Here is a 22,852-nt window from a genome sequence, read left to right as displayed (position 1 = left end):
TCCGCGGCGAAGGCCTGCGGGGTCGCGCATCCGGTGGTGCTGGTGGTCTGAGTGGCGACAGAGACGCCGGACCGGAACGTCAGTGGAGGACGGCAAAGCCGTTGCGCTGCCGCGCGGGCCGGAGCATCGACCGAACGCCGCTACGGGCCGCGAGGGGCGCTCCCGATTTATTTCTCTTTGCTCGTTTGCGCCGTCGCGCCGTGCAACATGAAAAAGGCCGGCCCGCAGGGACCGGCCGACATTGAATCGTGAAAGAGAATGGCGGGGCCGAAGCCCCGCCGGCGGCATCAGTCGAACGCCGACAACTGTGCCTTGGCCGCCTTCCGGCCGACGGTGTCGGTCGTGTTGTCGGCGGGACGCTCGAAAGGCTTCCAGGCCTCGCCGACGACTTTTTCGTAGGCGGCGACGGCGCCCTCGGCGGCCATGCGAAGCGCGTGAGACTGCACGCCCATGTCAGCGGCGAACTCACGCTTGCGCTGTGCCTGGCTATCGAAGCCGACCGGACCATCGAGGTCCTCATCGCGGCCGTCGTTGGCGAGCTTGGCGGTCGCATCTCGCGCTTCGGTGACTGCGCGGGTGTAGAACTGGCCAGCGCCGTGCGCGGAGCCAACATAAGCGCCGACGATCCGCTGAAGGTGAATCTGCATCGCGCGTTCACTCAGGCCGTCCTTGAGTGCGTCGGCGGTTTCGATGATGAGCCGCTCATGCAGATCCCGGATGCCGTCGCTGTCCTGGATCGCGAGGCCGAAGCTTTCGGAGATGCGCTGCGCCTGTGCCGCGTCGGGACAGGCGAGCCGAACCATTTCGAGAGTGGTGCCCTTGCGAAGCGGGATGACACGGGCGCTGGCGCGAGAGGAACGAGCCGGTTTGGTCATGGTGAATTCCTTATCTGGTTCGCCGTCAGGTTCGATCCGGCCCCTGCCGTACCTCCCTTCGGGTGCGGTCGCCCAGCGCCGCCGGGGTGAGGGCCGCTTCAAGGTCCGGGGACCGCCAGGCGAGCGAGGTCCGGCTGCGGACAAGAAGGGTCCCAGCTTGCTGGAACCCTGCGCCGGACGCGGCCGGGCCTTGCCGAGATCGGTGGTTCCTGGTCGCTTGCGACTCGGCCTTGAAGCGGACCGCCGGCGGCGCAGACCGCAGCAAACCCGAGGGGAGGGCCGACAGGGTGCGGGCCCGGTTGGCGAATGCGGAAAGGCTCAATCCAGCAGACCCCAGCCTCGCGCCGTGCTCGAGACGTTCGCCTGAGGGAGCCACAAGGTCAGCTTCGGCCTCTCTAGGCCGCAGCGCCGTGCCGCTTCCCCGGACGACAGTCGGCCGGATTGCGACATTCGTCCTTGCGATGTGCGCGCTTCGGGTCGCCACGAGCGGGTCGAGACTCCGACGCGCATCGAGCCCGAAGCGTCTCGATCGCGGCATCTTGCCGGGCGAGCTTGCGCGATAGCGCGTCGATTTCTGGCTGGCGCTCTGCGGTGATCGCCGCAAGGTTCGAACGATAGCGTTCGAGGAAAGTGCTCGGGTCAGGCGCCTTCCCGCGACGGTATCCGGACCGCTTGCGGCCGAGCCGCGGGATCAGCGTCGTCATGCGGCGGATGATCTGCCGGTCGATCATGTCGAGCTGGCGCTGCGTCTGGCGGCGTGCCTCTTCCATGCGCGAAAGCTGGGCGAGGCGTTCGGAAGAAGCCTTCATGGCGACGTCCTTCCCTGCCAGCCGATGAAGCTCGATGGTCCGGAATAGACCGGGTGGCGGGTCTCATCGACGACGAAGCCGAAGCGGCCGATCCGGTACTCGTCGGACGGGACGAGGAAACGTCGCTCCTCGGTGCCCGCGCCGCGTCTGCCCCCCGGCGTGGCGACGACTTCGACAAAGCCCGGCTGCTGATCCGACGTGATCGCCGAGACCACGATCCAGTTGTCGGCGTGCTCCTTCTCGAAGGCGCTCCGATCCTTCTCACGGGATTCGCCGGGCTGTAGCACGATCCCGAAAATCGCCTCCCACGCATCGGGCCAGCTATCCTTGATGGTGCGTTCGGCGCAGCGCTGCTCGTAGCCGGTGAACAGATGCGGGAAGGTCAGCGCCACGATCGCCCAAGCCTCGTCTTCCTCGTACCAGCCGCCCCGAGCGCGCAGTATAGGGTTGACCTTGCGGTTGCGCTCGGCCGAGAGGTGGAAGCCGCCGTGGCCTGCCGTCGAATGGCAGACAACGCCTTCCGCATAGACGGTTGCACCCTGCGACGGCCCCCATGGCGTGTTCGCATTGGAACCGGCGTCGCGACGGCCGAGCGCACGCTTCTCGCGCTGATGCTCGGCGTTCTCCAAGACCTTTGTCCGGAAGGCCACCTCGTCGGCGAGCCCGCCGGAATGGCCGTAGAAGTCAGAGCGCTTCCATTCGGCGATCGGCCGGTTGATGCGCCAGCCGGTCGCGAGATAATGGCGGGCGTTGCGTCCCGGCAGCATGGCGAAGGCCGTGTCGCCGACACGAGCGACGAGATAGCCGTCGCCGATGCGGCCGAACTCGACCTCGGGAAATCCAGAATTCGAGTCCGTCACGGTGGTGAGAGGTGAGGGCGTCGTCATTCGGCCGTCCTCCCCTCCATGACGTTGGCTGCCGGCGCATCGGCTGTCACGTCGTCGAGAACCGCATCCGGATAGCCGTGGCTCTGCAGCCAGGTTTCGGCGTCGGCGCGGCTGCTGGCGAGATAGACGAGTTCGGCGTCCTCACCGGGTCGACTGAGCACGCGGACCGCACCGACCCTCGGGCGTTCGGTCACGACGAACCTCAGGTCGCTGTCGACCGAGAAGGACCGGTGGACGCGAAGCACCACAACACCGCCGCCGCCATAGTCGCCGGCGTGCAGGGTAATGGTGGCGCCGATGACGGTGTTGCCGACGCGGCGTTCTGCCTGCTTGCGGATCAGCCGCCCGGCGCTGTTGCGGTGTTCCCAGGCCGCAAGCTTCTTGCGGTGCCGGTCCGGTGGCCGCGGCGTGCCGTCGGAAAACCGTATGACCGCTCCGAGCGGGACGAGGTCGTAGATCAACTGCGCGGACATGGACGTCCTCCTGTTCGTAGGTGTTGGAAATGAAACCGCCGCCAGCTGGGCCGGCGGCGGGGTGTCATTCGGATTGTCGATGGCGGGCTTGCTATTCAGCCGCCTCACGAAAGGCCTCGGCGTCCGAGGCTTCGCCGCCATCCTCCTCGCCGGCGTCCGGGTCCTCAACCTGATCGTCGGCCTCGTCGGCCGCAGTGACGACGTTCTTCGCCATCCAGGCCAATAGGGCGACCTTGTCCGGAGCGAACAGCGCTGCCGGATGGACGAAGCGGCTTTCCTTGAAGTGCTCGACCAAGGCGGCGCGGCTGTCCTTCACCTTCTGGCGCGGGAGAACCGACGCGTCCTTGCACGAGCCTTCGAGCGCGGCGCGCGACAGGCACGACAGGAAGTCGTCGGTGCCCATGTTCGGCAGGAAGTTGTCCGCGCCGACCACCTCGCCGGCGACGCGCGCAACGATGCCGCTGTCGGTGCGGTTTTCCCGGCACGAGAGAACCTCAACGAGGATCGAGCGCGCCGCGACGCGCAGCGTGTCCATGTCGAAGACGAGCTTGCCGTCCTGATCGAACAGCGTTGCGGCATGGCGCGCAATGCGCCGGTTGCCGTAACAGGTGCCGCCGCTACCGGAATCGACCGAGACGTTCTGGCCCGCGAACGCGAGGATCAGCAGCGCCATCAGCGCATCGTCCTCGATTGGCGCGCGTGCCAGCGCCTCGTGGAGGGCGTCCGTTCGGAAGTCACCGATGATCTCGACGCCCTTGCGCGTCACGTCTGGACGCGGCTTCGAGACCGCTGTGCTCTCGTCGGCAGCGTCAGTGCCGGCCGCCGTGCCCTTGTCCTTCGACTTCTTCGCCGCAGGCATGCGGTAATGCACGCTCTGCACCCGGCCGTCACGGTCGAGATACATCGCCGTGCAATCCGACTTCGACGGCTTGCCGTGGACGCGCTCCGCCTTTGGCGGCAGCTTGACCTCGCCCCAGCTCGTCGTCTCGGCGATCATGCCGCGCTTCGGCAGGTTGTTCGTCATCCATTCCTGCTGTGCGCCAAGGAACGCCTCGACATCCGTGGTGTAGCGACTGTCCTCGTCCGCCGGCGCGAACAGGTCCTCGATCCACTGGATGCCGTAGGCCTGGGCAAGGTCGTCGCCGAAGCTGGCGTGACGTGCGTACATGCGGGCCTTGGTCAGAGCCTGCGCCACGCTCCCCCACGACACCTGTGGATCCGCCTTGGAGGGCTTGTGCTTCTTCCAAACCTCCTTCTGCTCATCGAGCGATGCCGAGGCGATGGTGCGGAGCTGGCGCTCGTCGGGCATGTCGCCCTTGGCCATGTGGTCGAGCATGGCAGGCAGCACGTTTGCGAGCAGGCGGAGCTTCCTGATCTGCCGGACTGCCAGACTGAGAGCGACACCGATCGCCTCCTCGGTCCAACCGAGCGCGACGAGGCGTTCGATCGCACGCCACTGGTCGACGGGATTGAGCGCCTCGCGGGCGATGTTTTCGATCATCGAGCGCATGGCGCCGTTGTCGTTCGCCGCCTCGTCGACGAGGACGTCGATCTCCTCAAGGCCGGCGGCGATGGCCTGCTTCACGCGGCGATGACCGGCATTGATGACATAGCCGTTGCCGCCGCCGGTCTCGGGCGTGATGACCGGCGGCTGGACGATGCCAACCGCCTTGATCGTCGCGAGCAATAGGGCGTCCGCCTGCGGCGTCGACTTCGTCTGGCGCATGCGATCGGGATTTTCGTTCAGCGCACGCGGATCAATCTTGATGAGATGCATGAGATTCTCCTGTTCGGGTTCGCGGACCGCGGCTTGCGGGCCCTTCCTCGTCTTCTTCCCGAAGACACCCCCGGGCCCCGCGGAGCGGTCGGGCCGGCACAACTGCGGCCGAGCATCCCCACCCGGCCGGACAAGCAGGGCTAACAGCCCTGCGAAGGACGACGGGCTGGGATCGCGCAGGCGGCGGTTGAGCTTCAGCGCTGCCGGCCTGGCCGATCTGCGAGCGGGCCTTTCCCTTCCTTCTTCATCACGCTGCGATAGCGCTCTCGCCCCCGCCCTCCACATCCGTCGCAAGGGCTTTCTCGACCTCCGCCAACTGCCGGCGCTTCTCGGCGAGATCGGCTGTGAATGCGAATTCGCCGTCCTCGCGCGACCGGTACGAGGCGAGCCGGCGATGTGCGTCGGCGAGACGCCGGCGATAGCACTCCTGCTCGCCCTCGAAATCGTCGAGCGCGTGCTCGAGACGGGAGATTGCGCCGAGCGGCGTCACTGTGAGTGGCAACTCAATCTCATGCTCGTCCCCGGTGCGGATCAGCATGGTGCTGTACCGATAGCCGTCACGGCCGTAACGCTCGCCGGAGTACTCGAGGTCGAACCCGCCGATCGCAGCGATGATGGTTGCGCCCTCCTGCTGGAGCTGGACGAGGGTCAGGATTTCCTTCATCAGGGCGCGGCCGGCCTCCTTGCGCTCGACATAGCGCTCGCCGGCCATGGTCGCGGCGAAGGCGTCGCCGACAGTCGGAACGAGGCGCTCGATATCCTTTCCGACCTCCGTGATACGCCGCGTACAGAACTCGATGTCGCATTCCGCGTCTCGGATCTGCCGACGGACGGCGTGCTGGTCGTCGATATGCGCCGCGCGCAGACGCTCGAGCCGGGCGACGTCGGCTTCGAGCCCAGCCTTTAGCATCAGCCGCTGGTCGCCGCTCGCGATCGCCTTCGCCATCGCGAATTGGTTTGCCTGGCCTTCGCCGAGGTCCTCGAGCCGACGGATCGACGTGTCGCCGGAGAGCGCCGCGGCGATGAAGCGAGCCTTGCGCTCGTTGTTCTGCCACATGCTCGCGTCGAGCGAGCCCTCGGTGGCATAGGCGAAGATGTCGATGACGTCGTGCTGGTTACCCTGGCGCTCGATCCGGCCCTCGCGCTGCGCGATCTGCGACGGCAGCCACGGCACGTCGAGGTGATGGAGAGCCTTCAGGCGAAGCTGCGCATTGACGCCCGTCCCCATTGTATCTGAGGAGCCGATCAGGAAGCGGACCTTGCCGGCGCGTACGTCACCGAACAGACGCTGCTTGGCCTCGGACTTCTTGAAGTCCTGCATGAAGGCGATCTCGGACGGGGGCACGCCCATGCGGACGAGCCCGTCTCTGATCCAGCGATAGGCCGAGAAGCCGCGCGTCTTCTCGACGCTGATCGTTCCGAGGTCGGAGAAGATCATCTGCGCGGCGCCCGGCAGCTCGTACGGCTTGCCGTCGGCGCGCACGTAACTGTTGTAAGACGTCTCCTTCCAGATGCGGAAGGCGTTGCCGACGAGAAGATTCAGCTTATTGTTCGGCTCATTATCGTGGTCCGGATCGACCAGACGCAGGTCAATCGCCGCATGCCGCCCGTCGGTGATGACAGAAAGCAAAATATCATCACCCGGCTCCGGCGGCCGGTCGCGCGTCTCGATCGCCTTGATCCGCGCGTCGAGCAGGGCTTGATAGCGCTTGAACGCCGGCGTCGGCTTTGCCGTCAGGATCTGGCGCTTGCCCGTCGAGATCGCCGGGACCTTCACGTACTGCCGCAGGTCCTCCGGCATCACCACGTCGGCGAAGGACCGGAACATGGCGATCAGCTCGGGGACGTTCACGAAGGTCGCGAAGCGGGTGACCGGCTTGTACTTGCCGGACGGCTGGAGCTCGAGCTCCGTCGATACGTCGCCAAAGGTCGAGGCCCAGGCGTCGAATTCGTGCAGGCCCCGATCCAGGAGCGCTGCGTAGCCGAGGTAGCGCTGCACCGAGAACATCTCACCGAGTGTATTGGTGATCGGCGTGCCGGAGGCGAGCACCAGCGCCCGCCCAGGGTTCTTGGTCTCGATGAAGCGCGACTTCACATAGAGGTCCCAGGCGCGCTGCGAGCCGTTGGGGTCGACGCCCTTCAACGTCGACATATTGGTAGCGAAGGATAGCTTGCGGAACTCCTGTGCTTCGTCGACAATGATCTGGTCGACGCCGATCTCGGAGATGGTCAGGAGATCGTCCTTGCGCGTAGCCAGCGCTTCGAGCCGTTCCTTCAATCCCTCCTTCAGGCGCTCGAGGCGTTTGCGCGAGACGCGGTCGTCGCTCTCGACCCTGATGAGAAGCGTCTCATAGAGCTCGAGCTCGTCCTGGATCATCCGCTGCTCGAAGGCGGACGGCACGCCGATGAAGCGGAATGCCGTATGGGTGATGATGATCGCATCCCACGTTGCGGTCGCGGCGCGCGACAGGAAGCGGTGCCGCTTGTCCTTGGTGAAGTTGGTCTCATCGGCGACGAGGATGCGGGCACCGGGATAGAGCGCCAGGAACTCGCGCGCCGCCTGTGCCAGGCAATGGCCGGGAACGACAAGCATGGCCTTGGCGATCAGGCCGAGACGCCGCTGCTCCATGATCGCGGCCGCCATCGTCATCGTCTTGCCGGCGCCGACGGCGTGGGCGAGATAGGTCGCACCTGAGGCGATGACGCGCCAGATGCCGCGCTTCTGATGTTCGTAGAGAACGAAGGCGCCCGATGCGCCTGGCAATTTCAGATGCGAGCCGTCGAAGGCGCGCGGCACGATGTTGTTGAAACGGTCATTGTAGACCCGCGCCAGTCGGTCGGTCCGATCCGGATCGGACCAGATCCAATTCTGAAAGGCGGTCTTGATCCTCGAGAGCCTCTCCTTCGCCGCCTCGGTGTCGACGACGTTGAGGACCCGACGTTCGCTGTCGCCGTCTTTGATGGTGTCGAAGATCTGCGGGACGGAGGAGTTGAGCGCATCAGAGAGAAGCTGCCCGGCGTGCCGCCGCTCCGTGCCCCATTCCGACGTGCCAGCGGCCATCCAGCCGAGCTGCCGGGCCTCCACGGTCCACGACGCCAGTTCCGGCACGTGGTGAATCCTGATCTCCGTGCCCATCGTTTCCTTGACGAAGGCGACGATGTCGGCGGCGGGAATCCACGGCGCGCCAAGGCGTGCGGTGATGTCCGAGGGCCGGAGGTCGGCGGGCTGTACCTCGCGCAGGGCGGTCACGTTGCGCGCATAGACAGGGTCGAGCGCAGCCGCCGCTTCCGCAACCTTCAGCTTGTCGCGCACACCACCCGACAGATAGGCGTCGGCGGTCTGCCACGACCCGCCGCTGGGATCGCGGAAGATGGCGCCGCCAAGCTCGGCAATGACGTCGTCCGCGTCACGGTGCACGAGCTCCGCGATGTGGTCGGGGTCGACCTGGCCGCGCTCGTTGAGGACGACGGCCAGCGCGTCGGCCGCGCTGGTGATGACGGGCGGCGCCGGCGGAGCGATCACGCGCTCGGTGAAGATCGGACCCGGCTTCGCCGTGTCGGACTCGAGGTCGTAGTCTTCGATCGAGGCCACGAGCCAGCAGTCCGGATCGTCTAGGAATGGCTGAAGGTTCGGCCTGCGGTGCGTTTCGCGGACCTCCCCGGTCTCGTCGTCCTCGGCCGTCGACACGACGGTCGTGTTGATCGGCCCGAAGGCGCGCACGAAGTTCGACCACACGATGCGCAGCCTGACCTGCGCGTCCTTCCACGGCCGGTCGAGTTCCTGGCACTTCAGCACCTCGCGGACCGCATCGCGGATCGGGATCAGCTTCTGGATGATCCGAGCGTGCTTCTCCGGAACGCCAACGGCACTGCGGCCTTTGCGCACCGTGACGGCGACTGGCCAGCCGTCAAGGATCTGCATCAAGCCATGCCGGCTATCGAACAGATAGCTGCCCTCGCGCGCAGTGAGGCTCGCCGAGCCCTCCGACTTCGCCGGCACCGCCTCGCACTCGTCGTCAGGGTCCATCGCCTCCGGTTCGCCGTCATAGATTGCGACCGGAAGGAGGTTGATCGCGTCGTCCAGCGCGGCCACGAGGTCCTCGCCGTCACTCGGCAGACAGGTGTAGGTCTCGCCGAACGGGCCGGAGGTCAGCGCGTGCGCGCCGAGCACAAGGCGGCGATGGCGCGCGAACCAGCGGTTGACGCGGATTGCGCCCTCGTCCTCGGTCGCCGGGCATACTTCCTCCAGGTCGAGCCAGGACAGGTCGCCTTCGGGCTCGCCGTGCTTGCGCCGCCGGAAGAACAGGATGTCGACCACGACGTTGGTGCCGGCATCGGCGCGGAAGCTGCCTTCTGGCAGACGGATGGCACTGATGAGATCGGCGTACTTTGAAATCAGCGCACGCGCCGAGCCATCCGCCTTGTCCATCGTGCCTTGGGACGTGACGAAGGCGGCAAGCCCGCCCGGCTTCAGCAGCTTGATTGCCTTGACGATGAAATAGTCGTGGAGTCGCAGACCGAGCGAGCGCAGCGCGCGGTCCGAGCGGACGGTACGATCGGAGAAGGGCGGATTGCCGATCACGAGGTCGAACCACGCCGGCAGCTCGGTGCGCGCGAAATCGCCGATGACGATCCGCGCCCTCGGCTGCAATAGCTGCGCGATGCGCGCTGTGACGGGATCGAGCTCGACGCCGGTGACGTGGGAGACCTCGTGCAGAACCGGCGGCATCAGCGCTGGAAACATGCCGGTGCCGACGCCGGGCTCGAGCACGCGGCCGCCGCGCCAGCCGAGACGCAGCAAACCCGCCCACATCGCCCGGACGATGAACTCCGGCGTGAAATGGGCATACTGCGTGCAGCGCGCCAGCGAAGCGTAGTCAGCCTCATCGACCGCATCCTGCAGGTCGGCCCCGATCTCGTCCCAGCCCTTCGCGAATTCGGTTTCGCCGGGTCGGCGGAAAACGCCATTGGCGAGCTCTGAGGCGCCGAAGCCGGTAAAGCGGATCAGTTGCCGCTGCTCCTCGACCGTCGCGGGCCGTTGCGCGGCCTCGATCTGTGCGGCGAGCCGAACTGCGGCGATGCCGTCGCGGGCGCGCTGCTTCCAGCTCTTTGCGAGTCCGCGCTCGCCGGTAAGATAGAAATTGTCGCCACGCTTGCGGGGACCGGGCTCTGAGCACCGCGCCGATCCGACCACCGGCACTGCCGAGGTCGGCGTCGACGGCGGCGGATCATCCTCATGGTCATCATCGCCGGCGAAAGCCGTGACGCCAAGGCCGAGGCTGGATGAAAGGGCGGTATTGCCGAAGAGGTCGAGGGTGAAAGGATCGTCATGCGCCATGGGAAATGTCCTCCAGTTGCGCGCGCGCCGCCGTCCGCCGGCGCGGGTTGCGACGGACGGCTCGGCGTTGCGGGAGTTGATGAGTGGACCGGCGCCGGGCCGGGTGCTGACATGCGACGCCCGGCGCGAGGCCGGGCTGCCGCGGGCGGAGGGGAGGTCGAGCTAAGCCGCGACCGTCGCCGGCAGATGGCGGAACTGCACCGGCAGCTTGGCCGCGATCTCTGTCTCGGTGAGGTCGTCGAGCAGCTTCAGGACTGTGCCGCTCTGGCCGGCATAGACGAGTACGGTGCGGCGGCCGCGCATGGCCTGCGGCCAGCGCTCGCCGGCATAGCCGCGATAATCGTCATGCGTGATCGACCAGATGTGCTCGAGCCGCTCGTTGCGCGTCATCGCGCGCACGGGCCGTGACTCGCGCTCGATGATCGCCGCCTTCATGCACTCCGGCGACAGCCGATCGGAAAGATCGCAATAGCCATGGAACCAGCGCCGCCTTCCGTCGATGGCAGGCGCGAAGAAGATGCTGGTGATGCTGCCTGTCATGAATTCGCGCATCGCGAACATGTCGGCGCGCATGAACAGCGGCGGCAGGATCTCGAGCATGTAGTCGTGCTCACGCTCGTTGATCTCGAACCACTCGCCGGCGAAGAGACGCTGGCCTTCACCTTCGGCCATCGCGGGGTCACCACGATGGCGGTTGAACAAGCGGTGCATCTCATGGCGCGTCGCAACGCCTTCGAAGACTTTGCGGATAGTGGGGGAGGTGTGCATGGGCGGCTCCTCTTGGCCTGGCCGGACTGACAGCGCGATTGATCCGCCTGATCCCTTCGTCACTTCAGTCCTTCATCACACCTCCTCGCTGGCCGCATCGAAGGTCCGGCGGGTCAAGGGCCGCGGAACGCGGGCGAAGCTTCACCCTTGACGCGACGGCCGGTCATGCGGCAGCGCTCATTCCCATTTCATTTCCCTTCCCTCATTGTTCGATCTCCTTTTCCCTTCGCTCAACGCCGAGGGATCAGAGACACCACTCATGCGGAGCCCTTGGCGCGGCGTCACTACGCAGCCTGCGCGTCGCCCTTGCGAACCACATCAACAGGCAGCCCTCAGGCCCTTAAATCCTCATTCCAGTCGCCGGCGCGCGGCCGTAATCGGGCATACCGCGCACTCGCATCCGCTGCGATGGCACGAACACCGTCGGCGTAGATGTCGCCTTGCCGATTGTTGTCGGTTGCTGCCACGAGGCAAACGTTGGCGCGTTTGGCAAGGCGGCGGATGGCGTCATCGGTCGCGGGCGACCAACCGCCACCGGTGCTGACATAAAGGGTGTCAGGGCGCAGGACCTCGATCGCGGCGAGGCTCATGGCATCTATGGCCGCCTCGGTGATGCAGATCCGCTCGCACTCTTCCGCCCCGAAGCGAAACAGCTCCTTGCCGCCGTCTGTGGCAAAACCCCGCCATGCCGGTCCACGCTCCTCCCAGCCAGTGAGCGCCCCAAAAGAATTGGTATGCGCCGCCCACATGCTGCCTTGGGGGCCCTCTCGCAACCGATCGCTAGTGACCGCCTGCTTCACGATGTCCGCCGGGAGCCCGCGCTCGCCAGTAAGATAGCGCCAGGCTGGCGAGCCGGGGCGCGGCCTGAAGCGATGTCCCCACCGCTCTACGATGGACGCAAGGGCTTTGGGCCTTGCCGGGTGCTGCCAAGCTGGTGCGCGAGGGACGAAGCCAACCATATCCGCAACACGGTCACATGCCTCGACGAAACCGTCGGCGCCGAGGTGTTCCGCAAGCGAAAACACGTCCCCCTTCGCCGGCGACAGGGGATCGAACCAGCCGCGGCCTTCGTGAATGACGATGACGATGTTGCTGTCGCGCCGAAATTTGATCGCGCGCCGGGTGCTTTCCTTGCGATCGACCTTCCAGCCGTCCTTCTCCAGCAGGGCTGCGCAGCCCACCTTTTCGCGCAGCTCTTCAATTTCTCTCTTGTCCATTTGTCTGCACCGGAGTCGCGTAAAGCGACGTCCGCCCCTTTCTTCTGTTGATCTCACTTGTTCCTGGCCTTGCGGCACATCCCCGACCGGCCGCGAAGCCTGCCGAATGCAAGGGCGCGCTGATCAACCGTCAGTCGCCGTATCGGCGGCGCGGCGAAGCCTCCCTTGCAGCCGGCATGGCGCCAGCGGCAGCCGGTCACCCGGCTCAATGAGCCGGGGACCAGGGGTCGTATTCATGGACGATGGCGTCCTGATCGCCGTCGTATTCGCTGGAAACCATCACGCCGAATTCGCTCTCAGCCTGGAAAAGGATGATCGGCACCATCAGCGTGCGGGCCAGATCGAAGGCGTGGTTCTGAGCGAGGGTGAGATTGTGCGACATCGAAAGGCTCCCGTCTCGCGGCGGGGACCATCCCCGCTCGACAGGCGCCGACGTGTTCGGGGGCGGCTGCGGTCACCTCGCAGGCGAAGCCGAAGAGGTCGCACGCTTGCGTAGCGAACCCCTTGCGGGTTGATCGTGGAAGGCCGCAACCGAACCAAGGAAAGCCCATTCGAGAGCGGGGTTGGTCCCTCACCGGAAGTATGGCGAGCCAGGGTCCACATCTTTCGTCCGGTGGATGCAATGCTGGTCTGTTGACAGCTAGAATAGCCGCCGTCCTTTTGTCGGGAGCGCAAGTGGATTTGCCCGCCTGAAGGTTGCCCGCGAAAGCGTCCTGCCCGAATACGCCGGAGCTTCCGAAGACTCGGCAGTTGTCTCGTTCGACGACTCCGGCCGTTTCGCGTCAGGGATGGCAGCCCGTAAGGGGGAAGACCCGCTCGCGGGGCTTCAGCGCAGCCTCCAGCCCGGCCCGCAGGGCGACGCCCACCTTCTTCGCAGTCAGGGGCGCACAACAGCCAATTTATTGCGGAGACCACTCGTTGAGCATCCTCAATCGCTTTGGTCACCGGTATTGAAATTCTGAATCGATAGGCCTGATCGATTCGATAACTTAATTGGACGGCGGTTTCGACAACTGCGATTCTTGCGCATGTCCAAACTCACGGTGCCATACCTCGTGCTCCAACGTTGCGATCCGGCCCGCAATATGGCCAGGTTCTATGTACTTACGATCGAACCGACTCTGTTCGGTGATACGGCGCTGGTGCGCGAATGGGGACGTCTCGGCCAACGCGGCCGTCGGCGGATGGACCTGTTTGCCGGGAGAGTCCAGGCCGTCGAGGAGCTCGAGGCTTGGCTCGTCCGCAAAACACGCCGTGGTTATGTACAAAAGAGTCCTGCGCCCTGAGTGCAACCGCCCAGTCTCCCAACCTGATCGAACGGTCAATCTTGAGCACATCTTACAAGCCGATGGCTGTTTTGCGCATTACGGGAGCAATCCCTGCCGAAACGCGAGAGCCACGGCATGGGGTAAGGTTAAAGCGGCAAGATTTCGCCTGGCATTGTCCAGATGAAATTTCACACCTCGCGGTGTAACATCAAGAAGCTCCGCAATATCCTGCATCGTCTTGCCATCGGAGATCCATGCGAGACACTGCCGCTCGCGCTGTGTGAGTGGGTTGCCCATCCCGCCGCCTGCCGACGTGCGTCCGACCTTGGCACTCACATGTGCATGGTAGGTGAGACCCACCATTTCCAACATGTCTTGAGAGGTCTCGATGAAACGATCGAGGCCAAGGCTGCGGTCGTCCGCCGCCAAGGTGAACGCCGCAAACTGGTTTTGGCTGGAGGGAATGCGAATGGTCAGGCCGGTCCTGATCTTGAAGCTGAGAGCGTCGTCAAACAGACGGCGCTCTTTCGCCGAACGTGCACTTCGTGCGCCGCGTCCGTCCCAATGAATCATCCGACTTGACGTTCGCGGTTCCTGAAGAACGGGATCGATGTTGTGGTATCCTTCGCGAAAATAGTGGCTGGTCCAACTCTTCGGATAAGATGAGATCAGATTGGGGCCATTGGCACGTTGGCCAAGATAGGCGAACCAACGGAAGCCCAATGCATGCGCTGTTCGTTCCGCGATACGCCGAAAATCATCTTCCGTATGCGCAGAGTGAAGACAATCGACAAACTCATCGCACGCTCGTTTAACATCTTTCATTGCACCACTTCAGTTGCTTCCTGGCCCCAAACGCGAGTCTTTTAACGATTCGCGCTGTACGTGCATGGCGTCTATTGACACGTTGCGGCAGCTTTGCGGCAAGAACAATTCTAAACCTGTGTCCTGACAGACTCGAAATCAGAATCGTTTGAGCGCCGCTCTCAAGCAGCAACTGCAACCGCGAGCATAGAGAGAGATGAAATCGCCTCTGATTGTGGCGCTCTACCCAACGATCTTTCTCTGTCTGCGGGGCACGAGAAATTCCATTCTTGCCCTGTCCGATTTCCGCAGGCTCGTCTCTACGCTTTCCGAGACTGCGCGCGACGATCGCGCGCTTCGATTGTTGCTCGCGGCCCCCACAGTTCCACGACGCCCTGTCAGAACCGACAGCGCAACGCCGTGACAACGGCTGCTTTTCTGATCTCGAAGCTGTGATTCGTAAGCTTGAGGTTAAGAATGAAGGTCATTGTCCGTACCCGTGCTGCGCTGCTGCATGATTTCGAACTAGCGACGGGAATGCATCGTCTTCGAGGGCGCGTCTTCAAGGAGCGGCTCGACTGGGACGTCTCCATCTCTGACGGATTGGAGATCGATCAGTACGACACATACAGCCCGGTTTACCTCATAGCGCTCGACCAGGGCGAGGTTGTCGGCTCTGTTCGCCTGCTGCCCACCACAGGACCCAACATGCTCGCGGATACGTTCCCAGTGTTGCTGGATGGTCACGCCGCACCGAAAGCCACCGGGATCTGGGAGAGCTCGCGTTTCTGTGTTGATACTAAGAACGTCACGGCAACAGCCGAGAACGGACTGCGCGAAGCGACGTTCCTGCTCTTTGCGGCCATGATTGAATGGGGGCAGCAGTACGACCTTCAGGCCATAGCAACCGTCACTGACCTGCGCATGGAGCGCATCCTGCGCCGCGCCGGATGGCATCTCGATCGCCTCGGCACACCTCGTCAAATCGGGGCAACCAAAGCCCTGGCCGGACTGTTGCCGATCTCCAGTGACGCTCTCGGTGCGATCCGAGCGGCCGGGAAGATTTCCGGACCTGTCATTGACGCGCCGTCACGCCTGCCCTTCGCGGCATAGCGTCGAACGTCATCAGCTCCTGACAAGAAGGCGATCAACAATGGACCCTGCGGCATTTGCTGCTCTGGTCGAGCAGTGCGCTCCAACACCGGACCTGGTGCGGCCGCTGACGGCGATTGTGCGGCAGGCGAGCGCGTTCGAGCCGCTGCTCATCACAATTGAGGGGCGGAAACCGGTTCCGATCCTGGCGAGCGACCGTGACGAAGCCATCCAGCTCGCGACTGAGGCCATCGCCACGGGACAGCGGGTTCGAACTGGTCTTGCTCAACTTGATGCCGCGGAAACAAAGCAGGCCGGTCTGACGCCTGCGACGACATTCGACGCGTGTCAGCATATCGCTGGCCTTGGCAGATTGTTTGGCGCGCGACTGAAAGCGGCCAGCATCAAAAGCTCAGACCGCGACCAGGCTGTTGTCCGCGTTGTCGCAAGCTTCGCGGCGAGGGCTCCCAGCCAAACGGCCGAACCTCACATCCAGCCAACAGCGTCCGCCGACACTGAGCGTTCCACCAGCGATGCGTCGCCGATCAATCCACCTTCACCAATGGTCAGAGAGCATCCTCGCTGGGACGTCTATCGCTCAGGACGGGGCACATCAGCCTTCGTCTATGACCGATAGGGATCGCCATTCTCTATCTCCACTCAATACGCGGTCCGACCCTAGGGTCCGGCTGCAATGCCAATCGGAGCAGTGTCATGACTTCTTCTCTTAAACACTCCGCCGCCCTGCTTTGCATGGGGGCCGTTCTCAGCATCGCCTTGGTAGAGCCGGCGCTGGCGCAGACCGCGAACATCGAGGGCGTGCTGCAGAACATCGTCAACATGTTGACGGGCAACGTTGCGCGCCTGCTGGCGACGCTGGCGGTCATCATCGTCGGCATCGCCTGGATGTTTGGCTACCTCGATCTGCGCAAGGCCGCCTATGTCGTCCTCGGTGTCGCCATCACGTTCGGTGCCTCAGAGGTGGTCTCAACCTTGACCGGAGGTCATTGATGGCCGAGGCCGCGCGTCTCACGGAGGACACCTTGTTCCTCGCGTGCACGCGTCCAGCCATGATTGCCGGTGTCACTATGGAAGCTATGGCGCTCAACGTGATGTTTTCCTGCATCCTGTTTCTGGTGGCCGGAAGCATCATCTACGGCCTGGTCGCGATTCCGATCCACGGTCTTTGCCGCATCATCTGCCGGCACGACCCCAATATGTTCCGAATTCTGCTGGCCTGGATCGAAACGCGAGGACGCGCACGCAACGCCACATTCTGGGGTGGATCGTCCTGCACGCCGCTCAAACTCGTCAGGCGATATCGAACCAGGGACCTCGGTTATGCGTAACGCCACGCTTAAAACCCGGGAGATCGAGCCCAACGTCTACCTGCCGTTTGGCCGGCATGTCACCGAGACGGTGATCAGTCTTACAACACGAGCGCTGATTACGGTGATCCGGATCGACGGCACCTCGTTCGAGACTGCCGAGACCTCGGATCTGAACGATCTTCACGGCAAGCTGAATCTCACCCTGCGCAATGTCGCAGACCCGCGCCTCGCACTCTGGACCCACCTGGTGCGCCGCCGAACGTCGGTCTATCCGGACGGTACCTTCCGGTCAGCTTTTGCGGCTGGACTCGACGCCCAATATCACGAACGCCTTCAGAAAGAGGCGCTGTTTCGCAACGACCTTTATCTGACACTGGTTTGTCATCCCGGTCGCGCGGCGACGGATACGGCGGCCGCGTTCTTCAGGCGGCTTCGCCAAAGCGCCGGACACTCCGTCGAAGTCGACGGCGAGGCCCTGAAGCGGCTTAACGATGCCACGCGAGATGTTATCGCGGCACTCGACCGTTACGGCGCCCGTGCGGTCGGAGTGGCTGAGCGCGACGGCATCATCTTCTCAGAACCGATGGAGCTGCTCCATGCGCTCGCCTCCGGCGAATGGATGCCGATGCCGTTGCCGCAGGGGCCGATCGGTCCCGCACTCTACTCAAATCGAGTCATCTTCGGCCGAGAGGCCCTCGAAATTCGAGCGGCCGGCGGATCGCGGTTCGCTGGCATGTTCGGACTCAAGGAATATCCGGCGTCCACCCGGCCTGGCCTGCTGAACGCGCTACTCTCGGCGCCTTTTGAGCTCGTCGTTGCGCAATCGTTCGCGTTTTTGGCGAAAGCCGACGCCAAGACGGTCCTAACGCGAAAGCAGAACCAGCTGGTTTCGGCTCAGGATCCGGCCGCCTCGCAGATCGACGAGCTCTCTGACGCCCTCGACGATCTCGAATCCAACCGATTCGTGCTTGGAGATCATCACCTCTCGCTCTTGGTCTACGCCGACACGCCTTCGCAGCTGCAGGCACACATGAGCGTAGCGCGGCGCGCGCTCGCCGATGCGGGTGCGGTAGTCGCCCGGGAGGATCTTGGACTTGAAGCTGCCTATTGGGCGCAGCTTCCTGGGCTGTTCAAGTACCGGGCGCGCACTGGCGCGATCAACTCGCGGAATTTCGCGGCCCTCTCTCCCTTCCACACCTATCCCACCGGACAACCAGCGGGCAACCACTGGGGACCGCCGGTAGCGATGCTCAAGACCGCGTCGGGCTCGCCCTTTTACTTCTCCTTCCATCATGGCGATCTCGGCAACACCTTCATCTGCGGCCCATCGGGGTCCGGAAAAACCGTCGTGCAGAACTTCCTGCTCTCGCAGGCCGAGCGGTTAGGGGCCTCTTACGTTTTCTTCGACAAGGACCGGGGTGCTGAGATCTTCGTGCGCGCCGCCGGCGGCACCTATCTGACCTTGCGCAACGGCATGCCGACCGGCTGCGCACCGCTTAGGGCGCTCGAGCTGACGCCAGCAAACCTTTCTTTCCTGGGCGAACTAGTTCGGAAACTCGTTACGCCGGATGACCGCCCGCTGACGGTTGTCGAGGAGGAACGGATCGATTCCGGATTGCGAGCGCTCGGTCAGCTGCGGCAAGCGGAACGTTCGTTCGGGACGCTGCGGGCTTTTCTCGGCCAGCAGGACCGCGAGGGCATCGGTGCACGGCTCGAGCGATGGTGCCGGGGCGCGCCTTTCGGCTGGGTGCTGGATGGCGAAGAGGACGCCATTGGCCTGGAAGCCCGGTTTATTGGTTTTGACATGACCGATCTCTTGGACCACCCCACCGTTCGCACGCCACTCATGATGTATCTATTTCACCGCGTCGAACGGCTGATCGACGGCCGGCGCCTGATCATCGACATCGACGAATTCTGGAAGGCGCTGGGGGACGAGGCGTTCCGAGATCTCGCCAACAACAAGCTGAAGACCATCCGCAAGCAGAACGGTGTCATGGTGTTTGGCACGCAGTCGCCACGCGACGCGCTGGCCTCGCCGATCGCGCACACCATCGTCGAACAATGCCCGACCCAAATCTTCCTGCCGAACGCGCGGGGCACACGCGCGGACTATGTCGACGGCTTCCATCTGACCGACACGGAATTCCGTCTGATCAAGGAGGAGCTCGCCCCCGAAAGTCGGCGCTTCCTGGTCAAGCAAGGCCACAACTCGGTGGTGGCGGAACTCGACCTCGGCGGTTTCGACGACGCGCTCGCCGTCTTGTCGGGACGGACGGAAACGGTCGAGCTGCTCGATCGCATTCGCAGCCAGGTCGGAGACGACCCCGCGCAATGGCTGCCGGTCTTTCACGCCGAGCGGAGGAAAGCCCAATGGTAGTTCAGCGTATGCCCGCAGTTTTCGCCTCTCTTTCAGTCATGCCCTTGCTGATGGCCTCACCTGGCCGGGCGGAGATCGTATTCGACCCAAGCGTGTATGCGCGGCAGTTTGAGCAGCTGACTGAGCTGAAGAAGCAGGTCGACACCCTGACGTCGCAGCTCAAGGTCGCACAGGATCAGTTGAGCCAAGCCAAGCAGCTCTATGACAGCTTCAACAAGCGGACCAACGCTAACGATATCGGCGCCCTCCTGAACACGCCACAGTTCCGGAAAGTCTTGCCCCAGCAATTCTCAGACATAGAGCGTCTCGTCGCGGGGCAGGGTGGCGGCAACTTCGCCGACGCCATCAACCATTATCTTTCGCAGAACCGCGCATATACCGGCAACAACGGCAACTCGTACTACCAGAGTGAGCTCGATCGGATCGCCCGGCAGACCGGAGCCAAGCACTCCATGGGTCAGGCGGTATACGATACGGCCTCGCAGCGCATCGATGCGCTCGAGGAGCTCAGAGCTCGCATCAGCTCGGCGACTGACGCCAAAGAGGTTCTTGATCTCTCAGCGCGGCTGCAGGCCGAACAGGCGCTGCTACAGAACGACGTGCTCCGAATGCAGGCTCTGGCAATGATCCAGCAGGCCCGCGTGGACATGGATGGACAGCGGGAGCGGGAGAAACAGGAACAACTGATCGACGAAATGAAAGCAGCCCTGCAATGAAGACGAGACTTGCCATTCTTCTGGTCACAGCCGCTGCGGCTCTTCCGGGCTGTAACGACGCCGAGAGTCAACAAGCCAAAACCGTCGGCTGGTTTCTTGATCATCGAGACGAGCTTGCTGCGGCTCTCAAGGGGTGCGGCGACAATCCCGGAGAACTTGAGAAGACGTCGAATTGCATCAATGCAAATGAGGCCCGCAATAAGATCACCATCCAAGAGATGAAAGACGCCCTGAAGTAAGGACCGCCGCGATGGCCATAAATGTCTTCGACAGTTTCCTCAAGGAATTCGAGCAGCCAATCACGACATTCGTGTCGACGTCGGTATCGAATCTCGCGTCCTACGTTGATGGTCCACTCCGTACGGCCGTGATGCTCTATGTCATTCTCTACGGCTTCGCGGTGATGCGGGGCGCGATCACTGAGCCGTTCATGGAATTCGCTTGGCGCGCGATGCGGATCGTAGTCGTGGTGTTACTAGCAACCAACTCGAGCGCGTTCCAACAGTACGTCACGGGATTGTTCTTCGAGTCTTTGCCTAAGGAGATCGGCAATGCGTTGGCGGGTTCTGGACTTAATACCAGTTCCGGAGCGCCGTTTGATCAACTCCTTTCAAAAGGAATTGACGTCGCTAACAAGATCTATGAGCAGGCCGGCCTGACCAATATCGCGCCTGCACTGATCGCGGCCATTCTACTGGTTTTTGTGGCCGTCGGGTCGTTCCTGCAATTTGCCATTCTGCTCTACGCCAAAGTGGGACTTGGCGTCGTCATCGCGCTTGGACCGATCTTCATTGCACTGGGACTATTTGAGGCGACCCGCCCCTTTACAGAAGCCTGGCTTCGGCAGGTCGCCAATTTCGTGATCCTGTTGGTGCTGGTGGTCGCTCTGGTCGGCCTAATGCTAACCACCGTCAGCGGCTTCATCGACAGGTTCGCGGCAAACGCGGGAACAGCGGGCGAGTTGGTCGTGGCCGCGGTCGCCATCAGCGCCGTGCTGGGTCTGTCCGGATACATCGCGCTGCAACTGCCGATCATCGCAGGGGGCCTCGCCGGGGGAGGGGCGTCGCTCGCTAGCCGGCTGGTCACTAGCCCACTGGTTGCCAATGCCACGGCGGCGGCCGGAGGTGCGTATGCCGGCGCGCGCTGGTCGGCCAGCCGGGGTCTCGCCGCCATAAGAGCCGGCCGACAGGGCGGCAGTATGCAGCGTGCCCGATCGCAGGGATCCACGGCAGCCTAAACAACAATAGTCGCCAGCAATCAGGCGATAGACAACGACAGGGGCATCAGAACGATGTGGCGTCGAGTATTCATCATTTGCGTCATCGCATCGCAGCTTGGAGGCTGCGGGACCTGGTCAAAGGGGCCGCCGTCATGTGACGGTACGGCTCGGCGGCCGCTCAATCGTTCGTTGTGGGATTCGGAGTCCGGCGCGCCGCCCACGACACCCGAGCCGTCGGCTTCGCCGTCCGCCCCCATCACCCGGAAAGGCGAGAGCAGCCAATCAGCACCTTCGACTCATCTCGCCGCGTCCGGCCGCTGGGCCGACATTGCAGCCTCTTACCGCGCCTGCGGCAAGGAGGCGTGAGATGGTCGGCCATGATGAGCTGAAAAGCTACTTCGAGAACGCGCGGCGTTGGGAGCAGGATCTGCTGCTGTCGGCCCATCGCTCGCGGCGAACAGCCTGGGCGATTGCGGCGGCCGCCTGCGCATTGGCAGTCGCCTCCGTCGGTGCGGTCGCAGCGCTGGCACCGCTCAAGACCGTCGAGCCGTTCGTCATCCGCGTCGACAACGCCACTGGTATTGTCGACACTGTCTCGGCCCTCAATTCGACGCCGGCGCGCTACGACGAAGCTGTGACCAAGTATTTCCTTGGACGCTATGTTCGCGCGCGTGAAGGTTACAGCTATCCGGAAGCTGAAACCAATTTCCGCACGATCTCCTTGCTTTCGGGGCAGGGCGAGCAAGCGCGTTTCGCAGCCTGGTACCGCGGCTCCAATCCCGAAAGCCCGCAAGTCGTTCAGGGCCGTTTTGGGGTCGCGACAGTGCGGATTAAGGCGATTTCGCTTCTTGCCGATAATGTCGCGTCTGTGCGGTTCATGAAAGAGAGCCGCAAGGGCGAGGAGACCCGTGTGACCCATTGGGTCTCAACCCTGACCTTCGCTTATGCCAACGCACCGATGTCATCGGCCGACCGTCTGATCAATCCGCTCGGCTTCCTGGTTTCGGAATATCGTGCCGATCCGGAGGTCTTGCCATGAAACGTTTTGCGCTCTGGATCACTTTAGCTCTCGGGTTTGCCGGACCGGTGTTGGCGCTGCAGCAGCCAGCGCCCGGGCAACACGATGCGCGCGTACGGACCGTGACCTATGACCCAACCAATGTGGTCCGCCTTAACGGCGTCATCCGCGCCTCGACCCAGGTCGTGTTTGCCGATGACGAGGAAATCGCCCATGTTGCGATCGGTGACGCGATCGCATGGGAGGTCGCACCCGCGGGCTCGATCCTTTTCCTCAAGCCCCGCGAAAAACACCCACCAACGAATCTGCAGGTCGTCACCACCCGACCCGACGGACGCAAGCGCTCCTATCAGTTCGAGCTGTCGATCGCTGAGACCACGCTGGCGGACAGCTACTTCGTCGTCCGCTTTGCCTATCCCGGCGACGAGATCGAGCGGCGGCGCATTGAGGCGGCTGCCCGCGGCGCAGAACGGGAAGGCGCGCTGATCGATCAGACGTTTGACCTGCATCATGCCTACGGCGCCCGCAACTGGCGTTTTTCCGCCCAGGGCTCGATCGACCTCGAACCCGAAGCCGTCGTCGACGACGGCAAGGAGACCACGTTCCGCTTCGCTGGTAATCGGGAGATCCCGGCCATCTACCTGATCAACTCGGATGGCTCTGAAAGTCTCGTCCCTAAGGATGTCCGCGGCGAGCTTGTGGTGGTCCACGCCACGGCCCGCGAGTTTCGGCTGCGCAAGGGCGACATCGTGCTCTGCATCTTCAACGAAGCGTTCGATGCTGTCGGTGTCAATCCCGGCACCAACACCACGAGCCCCTCGGTCGAGCGGCGGGCGAAGAGGCCAACTCCAACCCCAAGGGCACGATAGGCGGGCACAAC

The 22,852-nt window shown here is 63.6% G+C and carries 21 protein-coding genes; 11 read left to right on the top strand and 10 right to left on the bottom strand.

What is annotated here, in order from left to right:
• Positions 1-287 precede the first annotated feature (287 nt).
• The 9 genes from JQ616_RS29375 to JQ616_RS29335 form a co-directional block, all read right to left on the bottom strand.
• Positions 288-875: a hypothetical protein gene (locus JQ616_RS29375; protein ID WP_212020655.1), complete on the bottom strand. Its 588-nt coding sequence runs from the start codon at positions 873-875 to the stop codon at positions 288-290.
• A gap of 395 nt (positions 876-1,270) precedes the next feature.
• A complete protein-coding gene (locus JQ616_RS29370; protein WP_212020653.1) occupies positions 1,271-1,684 on the bottom strand; it encodes a hypothetical protein in 414 nt (137 codons plus the stop codon).
• Positions 1,681-2,571: a DUF7007 domain-containing protein gene (locus JQ616_RS29365; protein WP_212020651.1), complete on the bottom strand. Its 891-nt coding sequence runs from the start codon at positions 2,569-2,571 to the stop codon at positions 1,681-1,683. The genes JQ616_RS29370 and JQ616_RS29365 overlap by 4 nt, the downstream gene beginning before the upstream one ends.
• Positions 2,568-3,044, bottom strand: coding sequence for a hypothetical protein (locus tag JQ616_RS29360; RefSeq protein ID WP_212020649.1), 477 nt, complete (start codon positions 3,042-3,044; stop codon positions 2,568-2,570). Before JQ616_RS29360 ends, JQ616_RS29365 begins: the two co-directional genes overlap by 4 nt.
• 91 nt (positions 3,045-3,135) lie before the next feature.
• On the bottom strand, positions 3,136-4,821 hold the full coding sequence (locus JQ616_RS29355; RefSeq protein WP_212020647.1) for a ParB/RepB/Spo0J family partition protein: 1,686 nt from the start codon (positions 4,819-4,821) through the stop codon (positions 3,136-3,138).
• A 247-nt stretch (positions 4,822-5,068) separates the two neighbouring features.
• A complete protein-coding gene (locus tag JQ616_RS29350) occupies positions 5,069-10,159 on the bottom strand; it encodes an Eco57I restriction-modification methylase domain-containing protein (RefSeq protein WP_212020645.1) in 5,091 nt (1,696 codons plus the stop codon).
• A 162-nt stretch (positions 10,160-10,321) separates the two neighbouring features.
• Positions 10,322-10,927 carry a DUF1419 domain-containing protein gene (locus tag JQ616_RS29345; protein ID WP_212020643.1) on the bottom strand — a complete coding sequence of 202 codons (606 nt, stop codon included), beginning with the start codon at positions 10,925-10,927 and terminating at the stop codon, positions 10,322-10,324.
• Positions 10,928-11,259: 332 nt separating this feature from the next.
• Positions 11,260-12,144: a DUF3991 and toprim domain-containing protein gene (locus tag JQ616_RS29340; protein WP_212020641.1), complete on the bottom strand. Its 885-nt coding sequence runs from the start codon at positions 12,142-12,144 to the stop codon at positions 11,260-11,262.
• 205 nt (positions 12,145-12,349) lie between these two features.
• The gene (locus tag JQ616_RS29335; RefSeq protein WP_212020639.1) at positions 12,350-12,526 is read right to left on the bottom strand and encodes a hypothetical protein; all 177 of its coding nucleotides are present in this window, start codon (positions 12,524-12,526) and stop codon (positions 12,350-12,352) included.
• Positions 12,527-13,172: 646 nt separating this feature from the next.
• On the opposite strand from JQ616_RS29335, the gene JQ616_RS29330 reads away from it, so the two are divergent.
• Positions 13,173-13,430, top strand: a complete 258-nt coding sequence (locus JQ616_RS29330; protein ID WP_212020637.1) for a WGR domain-containing protein — start codon at positions 13,173-13,175, stop codon at positions 13,428-13,430.
• A gap of 78 nt (positions 13,431-13,508) precedes the next feature.
• Here the strand turns inward: JQ616_RS29330 and JQ616_RS29325 are convergent, their stop codons facing one another.
• Complete coding sequence (locus JQ616_RS29325; protein ID WP_212020635.1) at positions 13,509-14,237, bottom strand: helix-turn-helix transcriptional regulator; 729 nt, start codon at positions 14,235-14,237, stop codon at positions 13,509-13,511.
• 456 nt (positions 14,238-14,693) lie between these two features.
• Here JQ616_RS29325 and JQ616_RS29320 point away from each other — a divergent pair, with 456 nt between their 5' ends.
• The 10 genes from JQ616_RS29320 (at position 14,694) to virB9 (ending at position 22,841) form a co-directional block, all read left to right on the top strand.
• Complete coding sequence (locus tag JQ616_RS29320) at positions 14,694-15,329, top strand: acyl-homoserine-lactone synthase (RefSeq protein WP_212020633.1); 636 nt, start codon at positions 14,694-14,696, stop codon at positions 15,327-15,329.
• A gap of 40 nt (positions 15,330-15,369) precedes the next feature.
• Positions 15,370-15,945, top strand: a complete 576-nt coding sequence (locus tag JQ616_RS29315) for a type IV secretion protein (RefSeq protein ID WP_212020631.1) — start codon at positions 15,370-15,372, stop codon at positions 15,943-15,945.
• Positions 15,946-16,022: 77 nt separating this feature from the next.
• Positions 16,023-16,319 carry a TrbC/VirB2 family protein gene (locus tag JQ616_RS29310; RefSeq protein ID WP_211377418.1) on the top strand — a complete coding sequence of 99 codons (297 nt, stop codon included), beginning with the start codon at positions 16,023-16,025 and terminating at the stop codon, positions 16,317-16,319.
• A complete protein-coding gene (locus JQ616_RS29305) occupies positions 16,319-16,657 on the top strand; it encodes a type IV secretion system protein VirB3 (RefSeq protein ID WP_211404706.1) in 339 nt (112 codons plus the stop codon). The genes JQ616_RS29310 and JQ616_RS29305 overlap by 1 nt, the downstream gene beginning before the upstream one ends.
• The gene (locus JQ616_RS29300; protein ID WP_212020629.1) at positions 16,650-19,019 is read left to right on the top strand and encodes a VirB4 family type IV secretion/conjugal transfer ATPase; all 2,370 of its coding nucleotides are present in this window, start codon (positions 16,650-16,652) and stop codon (positions 19,017-19,019) included. The genes JQ616_RS29305 and JQ616_RS29300 overlap by 8 nt, the downstream gene beginning before the upstream one ends.
• Entirely contained in the window at positions 19,013-19,735 is a 723-nt protein-coding gene (virB5, locus tag JQ616_RS29295; RefSeq protein WP_212020627.1) for a P-type DNA transfer protein VirB5, read from the top strand. The genes JQ616_RS29300 and virB5 overlap by 7 nt, the downstream gene beginning before the upstream one ends.
• Positions 19,732-19,974: an EexN family lipoprotein gene (locus tag JQ616_RS29290; RefSeq protein WP_212020625.1), complete on the top strand. Its 243-nt coding sequence runs from the start codon at positions 19,732-19,734 to the stop codon at positions 19,972-19,974. Before virB5 ends, JQ616_RS29290 begins: the two co-directional genes overlap by 4 nt.
• Before the next feature lie 11 nt (positions 19,975-19,985).
• A complete protein-coding gene (locus JQ616_RS29285; protein WP_212020622.1) occupies positions 19,986-20,972 on the top strand; it encodes a type IV secretion system protein in 987 nt (328 codons plus the stop codon).
• Between the two features lie 349 nt (positions 20,973-21,321).
• The gene (locus JQ616_RS29280; protein ID WP_212020620.1) at positions 21,322-21,993 is read left to right on the top strand and encodes a virB8 family protein; all 672 of its coding nucleotides are present in this window, start codon (positions 21,322-21,324) and stop codon (positions 21,991-21,993) included.
• Positions 21,990-22,841 carry a P-type conjugative transfer protein VirB9 gene (virB9, locus tag JQ616_RS29275; RefSeq protein WP_212020618.1) on the top strand — a complete coding sequence of 284 codons (852 nt, stop codon included), beginning with the start codon at positions 21,990-21,992 and terminating at the stop codon, positions 22,839-22,841. The genes JQ616_RS29280 and virB9 overlap by 4 nt, the downstream gene beginning before the upstream one ends.
• Positions 22,842-22,852 lie beyond the last annotated feature (11 nt).

It is taken from the genome of Bradyrhizobium tropiciagri (genome assembly GCF_018130545.1).
GTDB lineage: Bacteria > Pseudomonadota > Alphaproteobacteria > Rhizobiales > Xanthobacteraceae > Bradyrhizobium > Bradyrhizobium tropiciagri_A.
Note: the sequence above shows the minus strand (reverse complement) of the source record. Positions and strands in the feature narration are given on the sequence as shown.